Source organism: Mycobacterium sp. SP-6446 (genome assembly GCF_001954045.1).
Classification (GTDB): domain Bacteria; phylum Actinomycetota; class Actinomycetes; order Mycobacteriales; family Mycobacteriaceae; genus Mycobacterium.
The window spans coordinates 75,335-84,408 of the sequence record NZ_MBEM01000169.1; the positions used below are offsets into that span (position 1 = coordinate 75,335).

Genomic DNA, 9,074 nt, shown 5'->3' on the forward strand with positions numbered 1-9,074 from the left:
GAGCCGGGAAAGACTGCGGCGGATCGCGATCCGGGACGAACGAGACTGAGCCCTTCCGGGTAGCCTCCGGGCGCGCTCATAGTTTGTCTGAGTAGAGCGCTGCGGTGGTGTGGGTCTGACGGCGCTGGGTTCATCGTAGCTTGGCTCAGCTAATCACCAAGCGAACCCAGAGCGAGTGCACAAACCCGTCGCGCCCTGCACCCGTCCTTGCATCCAGCTGCGCGAATAGATCCGAACGGGATCGCACGGCGATCGTGGTGACGGCCTTACTGGGAAATGCCACACGATGGGCCCGACAGTATGATCGCGTACGTATATCCAACGCATCGGTACGAAGGCGTCCCTGCATGCGGCTTACCCGACGGGGGGTTCTGTCAGTCGTGTCTGTGCCAAGTAGGGACGGCTCGGGAGCGCCACCGGTGACAGGCGGTGACTTTGTCGGCCGAGAAAGGGAGCTGGAGCGAGTCCGTACGTTGCTTGTCGGATCTACGCGCCTGGTTACGCTGATCGGTGCGGGCGGTATCGGTAAGACGCGGCTGGCCACGGAAGTGGCCCGGACCTATCGACTGGCGCGGCGCGTGCCAATTTTCTGGGCGTGGCTGGCCAGGCTGGCCAAGGGCGCAGACGAGCCGGCGATCACGGACGCGTTGGCGCAGTCGGTCGTGGACATGGATTTTTCGAATCGGTCGGCCTGGGACGCGCTCACCGAGGCGCTGAACCGCCGCGATGCCGCGGGTCGCAGCCCGCAGACCATCTTGGTCTTGGACAACTGCGAGCACGTTCTCACCGGACTGGCCGGCGTCGTAACGGCGCTGTTAGAGGCCGTCCCAGGGCTGACAATCCTGGCGACCAGCCGCGAGCCGATCGGCTGGGTCGATGAACAACTGGTGCAGGTGCCTCCGCTATCGCAGAAGGAGGCGCTCTTGTTCTTCCGTCGTCGTGTGGAGCTGACTGGCCACAGCATCGTCGGAAAAAGCCAAGTTGCACTTGCTAATTCGATATGTCGGCATATGCACAACCACCCGCTCAACATCCGGCTGGCGGCCGCTCGGTTGCGACGGCAGACGCTGTCGATGATCCTGCGGGATCTGACTGGCGAAGCCGGGGACCAGAGGCTGCAATGGCAACCTGGACCGCGGGTCGGAGTCGATGACCGGCATCACCGTATCCAGGACGTGATCGCCTGGTCGTTCGATCTGTGCACGGCAAAGGAACAGTTGCTGTTCGAGCGGCTGTCGGTCTTCGCGCCGGGCTACGACCGCAATCCAGATGACAATCTGCCCGGTGCAGCGGTGGGAACCGAACTCGAGGCAATCCAAGCGGTTTGCGCCGATCCGGCTTCCGGCGGTGGGGAAGAGCTGATCTCCAGCGAGGAAATCCCTAATCTCTTGGATCGTTTGGTGGATCAATCCTTGGTGTCAGTAGATGTGGTGGCCGACACGGCGCGGTATTCGCTGCTAGAAAGCTTCCGGGTGTTCGCGCAACAGCGGCTGCGGCAGCGCGCATCAGGTGCGGAATGGACGCGGCTGAGCAGGCTGCATCGTCGCTACTACCGGGACAAAGTCCTGCGCGCCCAGGCCAGCTGGTTCAGTCCGGCAGAAAAAGATCTGCTGGAATGGACTCGGTCGGCGTGGGACAACCTGCGCGTCGCGATCAATGGCAGCCTCGACGAGCCCGAAGAGGCTGTCCTCGGTCTCCAGATCGCCAGTGGTCTGATCGCGTTTCCGGTGGCGTTCTTCAACGGGTCGTTGCGCGAGTCGCGGCAATGGCTGGAACGGGCCGTGGCGGCGACTTCTGATCTTGACCCACAACCCGTCGAGCTACAGGTTTCGGCCATGGCACTGATCACCTGGGTTAGCCTGGCCCAAGGCATGCACGAATACGCCGGGCACATGCTCGACCGTTGTGCGGCCGCCTGGCTATCCGATCCGGAAGCCGTGGACTGGCGACAGGATCCCGAGGCCGAGCTCGGACTACCTGCGCCCGTCGAATTCTCTTGGGGCACAGAGCTGATGCTCGTCGAATGCGACATTCGCGCGGTGACGGTACTGGGTCGCGCGCGCGAAAAATTCGAAGCCCTTGGTGATGCCGGCGGGGCGGCGATGAGCCAATTGTTCGAGGCGCTGTGTGCCGGCTTCCATGGCCCTCCATCAATGGCCATGGATATCGCGCGACGGTATCTCGATGCCGCCACCGCTGCGGGTGCTCGCTGGGCGCAATCGTGGGCCGAATTGGCCTGGGCACTTGCGCTGACCAAACACGGTGAGCCGGAGCAAGCTCTGAGTGTCGTGCACTCGGCGCTAACCGAGCAGGTCACGATGCGCGACAAGTGGGGCGCGGCCTGGGCGGTCCTGTTCCGAAGCTGGGCGTTGGCAAGGCTGATAACCGAAAGCGGTACCGCCGGGGCACGCGGCGGCGGCGAAGCGCAGACGTACGCGCAGGAGGTAGCTCGACTCCTTGGCGGTGCGAGCACGCTGCGAAGGCGACTCGGCGTGAACATTGCGAATCTGGGCCCCTTCGCAACGGAGACTGACCGAGCGGCGACTGTTGCCCGCAATGTTCTGGGAGAAAAGGCTTTTGCAGCGGCAGAGCGGGAAGGCGCGATGTTTCGACCCGAACTCGATGAGGTGACAGCATTCGCCCTCGGTTCACTGACATTTGATCGTCTTCCGGTAGAACACCCGGTTCGTCGGCATCATCCTTCGCCCTGGCAGGCATTGTCGAACGCAGAGCAAGATGTGGCGATCCTGGCGGCAGCAGGCTGGACGAATACGGAAATCGCCGCACGCCGGGGAAGTTCCTTCCGGACGGTTGACGCGCAGATGGCCTCGATTCTGCACAAACTCATGATCAATTCACGTGACGAAATCCGCGCTCTTACGCCCGCCGAGTTCCACCCCCGTGTCGTACAGGAAGTTGCACGCCGCCCCGATCCGCATGGCACGCGCGAAAATACGCGGCGAGGTTCTCGATCGAGAAAGCTGTAGCAACGAAGGCGGCGCCACTTGTGGCGCTGCGGGATTCATTGGGTTTTTCGGAGACCATGTCGGTGGAAATAGTGTTCTTTGGCACGCGCGTCGAGGAACGCGCCAACTCGTGCAGGTGCTACCACGCACTCAGCTAGGCATGGTCACGCGGCCGCAGCAGAACTCTGCATCGACCCCCCACCCAAGCCGCGTAGTCCTGTTCCGTCAATCCGGAGCCAGCCTGTCGCGCGCATCCAGAGACTAGCGTTGTCAACTCAGAGTTCCAATTGGCCGTGATAGCGACCAATCAATGCCCGGCGGGCGTGGTGCGAGCCCGGGCCAAATCGTATCTGTTACCGATGATTTGCGGCTACCTATGCAACCATGCTAGCTCGCGGGGGCAGAGCCCGCAGGCGGCACGTTGGTGAGGCGTCTAGTGCCGCTTGCGGGCTCTGGTGTGGCCCCGTCCGGCGTGGCATTGGAGCGACACGGGATTGCGATTTGCGTGGCAGGGAGGGTCGATATGGTCAATTCAGCGCGTTTGGAATACGAGATTGTCGGCGTAGACGCGGAAATCGGATCCCTAGTTTCGATGCCGGACTGGGCCGAGTGGGCGAGTGGCGACGGGACGCAACTGCCGTCGCCTGCGGTTATCCAGCGGGCCGTTGGATTGACGAGCAAGAGTTGGGATACGGAGAGATTCAAAGATCTAGGGGTAGCCCGCGACAGTGCTAGTCGCGCAATGGAAATGGCGGGTGTCGGCCCGTCGGAGATAGACGCGGCGATCATCGTCACCTGTACGCCCTATCAGATCATGCTCGATCAGGATTCGTTCCAGTTGCTGCGCGACCTCGGCATACCGGATACGGTGGCTCCGATCCAGGTCGGCGCCGGCTGCGCAGGATTGGCCCGGGCGGTGACATTGCTCGCCTCGATGACCGCACGGTGTGCGTTGATTCTCACCTATAACCTGGTCAGCGGTATGGCTCTCACGGATGGGGCGGTGGGGCTCTATCGGAGCAACAGGGCTCACCCGCTGGGACGCCATATGTGGGTGAGTCCCGCGCTGTTCTCCGATGGGGCCGCTGCGTTGGTGCTGCGTCGTGCACCAGAGGTCACTGGATTTAGTCTCTACTCGCGGGACTCGCATTCATTCGGTGACGAGCCAGCTTTCACCGATCCGATCATCCACTACCCGGGCGGCGGGGTGGCATATCCACCTGGCGGCCGGGATGCCGCGGAATTGTCGTGCTATGGCATCTCGCTCGGGGCCGTGAAGGAGTACTACACCAAGGGCATGATGCTCAACCACGAGGCATTGACTAAACAACGGCCGGGATACGTCGAGGAGGTTCGTCGCATCTACACCCACCAGGCCAGCCCGGCGCTGGTGGATGCGTTCGCGAAACTTGCGGCGCTGCCGGCGGATAAGGCACCGACGAATGCCCGTCGGCTGGGCAACTTGGTCAGCGCGAGCACGGCCCAGATGCTGCATGACGATGTGCAACAGGGCATTGTGCGGCCCGGCGATGAGGTTTGCCTTTCCGTGGTTGGCGCAGGCCCGGAGCGTGGTGCATTCATCCTGCCGGTCGCCGCGAGTGTTGGATGACGGCCGCCGCTGAGGCGTGGGCCCTCTACTTGGCGTGCACGGGGTTGGCTTCGAGCACAAGACGTTTCAGCTAGCCCAGCTGCTCACAGGGATTGGGTGATTTCATCTTCGAAAGCCGGTTCTCGAATACCACACCGCAGAACTGGTGCGAATGCTCCGTAATCAACGAGGTCTCTCAGTTGCGATCGCTCTGGGGCTTACAGGTATTCGAAGCCGGCGTGACGAAGTCTACGACTGTCCGTCAACTCCGTTGTTATCGGAAAACGACCGTGTGGTGTCCGTCGAGCAGCACCCGGTTGTCACAGTGCCAACGTACCGCCCGTGACAATGCTCGGGACTCGTTGTCACGGCCGAGTGCAGTTACCTCTTCGGCCGACATCGAGTGGTCGACACGTGCGACTTCCTGCTCAATGATCGGGCCTTCGTCGAGTTCACTGGTCACGTAATGAGCGGTTGCGCCGACGAGTTTCACACCGCGGTCGTAGGCCTGGTAATAGGGACGGGCGCCTTTGAAACTGGGCAGTATCGAATGATGAATATTGATCGCCCGTCCGTCCAACTTCTTACACATGTCGTCGGACAGAATCTGCATGTAGCGAGCCAGTACGACTAAGTCGGCACGATATGCCTCGACCAATTCGAGGATTCGGGCTTCGGATTCGACTTTGGTTTCAGCCGTAACCGGCACGTGGAAGAACGGCACGCGGTAGTTGTCTGCCAACATGGCCAGATCGGGGTGGTTGGACACCACAGCAGCGACCTCGACATTGAGGTCCCCATTATGTGAGCGGTACAGCAGATCGTTAAGGCAATGGCCGTATTTGCTCACTAAGATCAGAACCCGCTGCCTAAGCGAGGCATCTGTCAGGCGCCATGACATGGCGAGGTCCCTTGCGACCGGCCGGAAGTCGTCGGTCAGGCCTTCGATGCTGGTGCCACTGGCTGTGAAGGCAACGCGCAGAAAGAATATTCCCGATGTCGGGCTGGTGAATTGCTGGCTCTCGGTGACCGTTCCATCGTGTTCCATCAGGTATTTCGAGATGCGATAGATGACCTCGGGGCAGTTGGGGCACGAGAGTGTCAACACGAATCTCTTCGGGATCATTGGTCATTTCCATGTGTGATGGCCGGTATGGCCGACCTGCGGTCAGTCATGACTGCCGTCGTTCTCGACGCAGGTTGTGTCCGGCGGCGACAACATTCCGTAGCAGCCAAACATCGGTGACTGGGCCGACGCCCCCGGGAACGGGAGTCACTGCCCGCGCGCGGCCGACCGCGTCGCCGAATACGACGTCGCCGACGATCTCCGGCCTTTCCAGGCCTGGCTCGTCGATAATGTTGATCCCCACGTCGAGAACGATTGCTCCCTCGCGAATGTGCTCTGCTCGAATGAGACCCGGCACTCCGGCGGCCACGATGAGTACATCGGCGCGGCGGGTATGCCAACCTAGCTGATTGGCCATGCTGGCCAACTTGTCGACGGATTCGGCAGACGCTTCTCGCGCGTACGCCAATGAGATCGCGGGTTTGCCAACATTGTTCGATCGCCCAACGACCACGATTCGTGACCGCCGGTAAAACGACGGCCGATCCTCGCCCATACTGTCAAGCCATGAGTCCAAAACGTGGTACGCGGCGGCGGCAGCAGGAGGGACATAGCGTGGTGCCCCCAGCGTCAGCAGGCCGGCGTTTTCGGGATGGACGGCCTCGACATCTTTCAGCGGCGCTAGTTCATGGAACACCTTCACTTCATCGATGTGAGGCGGCAATGGCCGAAGCACCAGTATTCCGCTGATCGCAGAATCATCGTTGAGCTTGCGCACCCAGGCGATTAGATCGTGTTCAGCGGTCGTCGCTGGCAACTCGATGTTGCGATAGGGCACCGCGAGTTCCCCGCACAGCTTGGCAAGCCTACGCCGGTAGGTCCGAGCGCTCGCGACATCTCCTACCGATATCGTGGCCAGCCCGCATCCGAAGCCTTGCGTCGTATTTTCGGATCTCACTTGGGCTTTCAGTTCTCTGGCAATTTTACGGCCGTTGATGACTTGGGCGGTCATAGCTCACCTCCGAGGGATGTATGGATGGCGGTACATGTTTGATAGCTTCCGCGGCGGCAGCGGCGGCGCGGCTGTCCCCGGCTCCTGCCGTCACCGCGGTCAGCAACGCGCGGCAGTGAATGCATCGAGGGGCCAACCCTGATTGCCCGAGCGCACCCGCCTCGGCTGATCTCGGCAACGGCCGCGGCCAGGGGTGGGAGGATTCCAAGGGGATCGGCTGAATTTCTGATCAGCGCAGGAATTATGTTGTCCACTCTTTTGATCATCCGATCAATTACTACCGGTCGCGTAGGCGACGTCAACGAAGTTGAACTCACGACAAACGTTCCCACTCCCAGTGGCAGAATATCCGCCACAATAGAAACCCGCCCAATCGACTAAGGTTGCAGTTAAAAGGGCATCCCGCCTTGTCGCCAAAAGCGACAATAAAGCGGTTCCGAACATATTGACGGCTTGGCTGGCCGGCTACCATTCCGCCGAACGATGTTGAAGTGTGACGATCCGGGAGTAATCCAGGTTCTCTCGGTGCCCTGGCTAGTATCTTATGTTAACAGCAACACCAAAATGAATAAAAGAAGTCGGCTCTTCTTGATTTATCCATAGATCACCCCCAAGCAACCCAGCATTTCGGGTTAATAACTCCGGGTGGACGCACGGTCCACCATATATGTTCGTGCAACGCACCGAAAGCGATAGGTACCGCTTAAAATACCTACGCTAAATGAAACATAGTGTATCAAGCGCGGGCATGTCAATACCGATAGGTGAAAACTACCTTACCTGTAGCTAAGAAACTCGGAGCCGGGGTACATGATTTGCCTGTAGTCCCTTTCGGGCTATCTCGGCGTGGTCTGATGCTACATCGCTGGATTCTTGCAGGTCCGAAGATCGCCCGGATTGCGACTTCCATGTCATCATCTGGAACCTGAACGGCCATCGCGCCCGCCATCACGGGCTGGCGTGCTGGCTGGGCGGTCTCGATGATCACGCCGATGGTCCAGACGGCCACGGCCTAACGGCCTGGGCGGCGATGATCACCTTCGGTGAATGGGCTTGGCGGCGAACCGAATCCGGCGCTAGCGGAGTAAGCCGCTCTACGGCGTCCAGGTGTTGCTGCGAGAAGATCGTGGGTGCGGTCATGCGATTGGATCGCGTTGGCGGCCCACGCCTTTGCCGGATTGAATCGCTGGCAGGGGAATGCTCGCCGACGAAACACTGGCCTCGCCCAACCTGCCATCCGCGCCAGCCTGTCGCGCTGAGCTCAGATGAGGTTTATCGCGGTTGATGGTGACGCCTGTTCCTGACGGTTGTCGCCGCTGCCACACCGGAAGGGGTCCTGGTGCTCAGCCCCTACATGTGCAAATTTTGCGACGCCGCCAATTCAACTACGCGCCAGTCGATTCCACTCCGCGGGCGACAGGCGGTAGGCTAGGGTACCTGGCGCGGGTTTCGCTGCAATCGTCAAAGATTTGTAGGCTACAGCACCACCACGCCAAGATAAGGCGCGGACGTCAGCTACCACAACGCCTCAAGGGGTGGGGGCGGCCGGGCTACCGGCAGACCCTTGGCCGCCCGCGGGGGCGGGGCCGGCTACAGGACCTCCAAGACTCGCCGCGCCGCCCGGAGGCGCCGGCAGGCTTCCGGCGGATGCCGGTGCAGCCGGGTTTGCACCGGCGGGTTCCTGGCCCGGTGGGGGCTCGGTCGGTGCCGGGCTGGCGGCGGGAGATGGTGTTGTCGAGCCGCCCGCTGGCGCCGGTTGTCTTCCGGCGGGTACAGGTGTCGCCGGGTTCGCCGCGGCCGCTTCCGGGTTGCCCGATGCCGGGGTAGCCTCGGGAGCCGGCGTCGCTGGACTATTCGCGGGTAGCGGTGTGCCCTGACTTGTTGCCGGAGTGAGTGGCGCTGGGCTATTTGCGGGTACCGGTGTGCCTTGACTGCCGGGGACGGGGGCACCTTGGCTTGCTGCAGGAATGGGTGTTGCTGGGCTGCCAGGAGGGATCTGTTGACCGGCAGCAGGAGGCGACGCGGTCACGCCACCTGGGCTCGGCGCCGGCACACTCGCGGGAGCGGATGGCGATGCGCTGCCCGACCGACGCTGTGACGGTTGCGATTGCGACCAGGACGCCAACTCTTGGCTTCCTGAGCTGTACACGACGCGGTTAGGTGCGTCGCCAGTGACATCGAAAAAGACCTTGCCACTAGTCTTTTGGCCCTGGGCGAGGGTGGCGGGGTTGACTCCCTGGGGGGTGGCTACCTGGTACAGGGCGCGGTACGTCTGACCGCTCGGTGTGCGGGCGTTGAGGTTCGACACGATCGGGGTAACTGAGCCTTTGATGGCTTCATCCGTCACAGTGGCTTCCCAAAGGGTGCCCTGTACCAGATAGGGGATGGCGTCGGTGCTTGACTTAAGGTCGCTGACAGTCCACCCCTGAACGACGTCGCCGT

General features: G+C 61.6%; 5 protein-coding genes. 2 read left to right on the forward strand and 3 right to left on the reverse strand.

Annotated features, from left to right (window positions below):
- Positions 1-419 precede the first annotated feature (419 nt).
- Both A5736_RS15465 and A5736_RS15470 read left to right on the forward strand, forming a co-directional pair.
- The gene (locus A5736_RS15465) at positions 420-2,987 is read left to right on the forward strand and encodes an NB-ARC domain-containing protein (RefSeq protein WP_175611299.1); all 2,568 of its coding nucleotides are present in this window, start codon (positions 420-422) and stop codon (positions 2,985-2,987) included.
- A 502-nt stretch (positions 2,988-3,489) separates the two neighbouring features.
- Positions 3,490-4,575 carry a 3-oxoacyl-[acyl-carrier-protein] synthase III C-terminal domain-containing protein gene (locus A5736_RS15470; protein WP_083667473.1) on the forward strand — a complete coding sequence of 362 codons (1,086 nt, stop codon included), beginning with the start codon at positions 3,490-3,492 and terminating at the stop codon, positions 4,573-4,575.
- Positions 4,576-4,828: 253 nt separating this feature from the next.
- Here A5736_RS15470 and purU read toward each other — a convergent pair whose 3' ends face one another.
- From purU to A5736_RS15485, 3 genes are all read right to left on the reverse strand, one after another.
- A complete protein-coding gene (gene purU / locus A5736_RS15475) occupies positions 4,829-5,677 on the reverse strand; it encodes a formyltetrahydrofolate deformylase (protein WP_217695756.1) in 849 nt (282 codons plus the stop codon).
- A 49-nt stretch (positions 5,678-5,726) separates the two neighbouring features.
- Complete coding sequence (locus A5736_RS15480) at positions 5,727-6,632, reverse strand: bifunctional 5,10-methylenetetrahydrofolate dehydrogenase/5,10-methenyltetrahydrofolate cyclohydrolase (protein ID WP_076247174.1); 906 nt, start codon at positions 6,630-6,632, stop codon at positions 5,727-5,729.
- A 1,528-nt stretch (positions 6,633-8,160) separates the two neighbouring features.
- A partial coding sequence (locus A5736_RS15485) for an MPT63 family protein (RefSeq protein WP_076247176.1) occupies positions 8,161-9,074 on the reverse strand: 914 nt, incomplete at its 5' end.

Bases quoted from the DNA above. Each gene is read 5' to 3' on its own strand.
- A5736_RS15470 (WP_083667473.1), top strand. From the start codon at position 3,490: ATGGTCAATTCAGCGCGTTTGGAATACGAGATTGTCGGCGTAGACGCG.
- A5736_RS15480 (WP_076247174.1), bottom strand. From the start codon at position 6,632: ATGACCGCCCAAGTCATCAACGGCCGTAAAATTGCCAGAGAACTGAAA.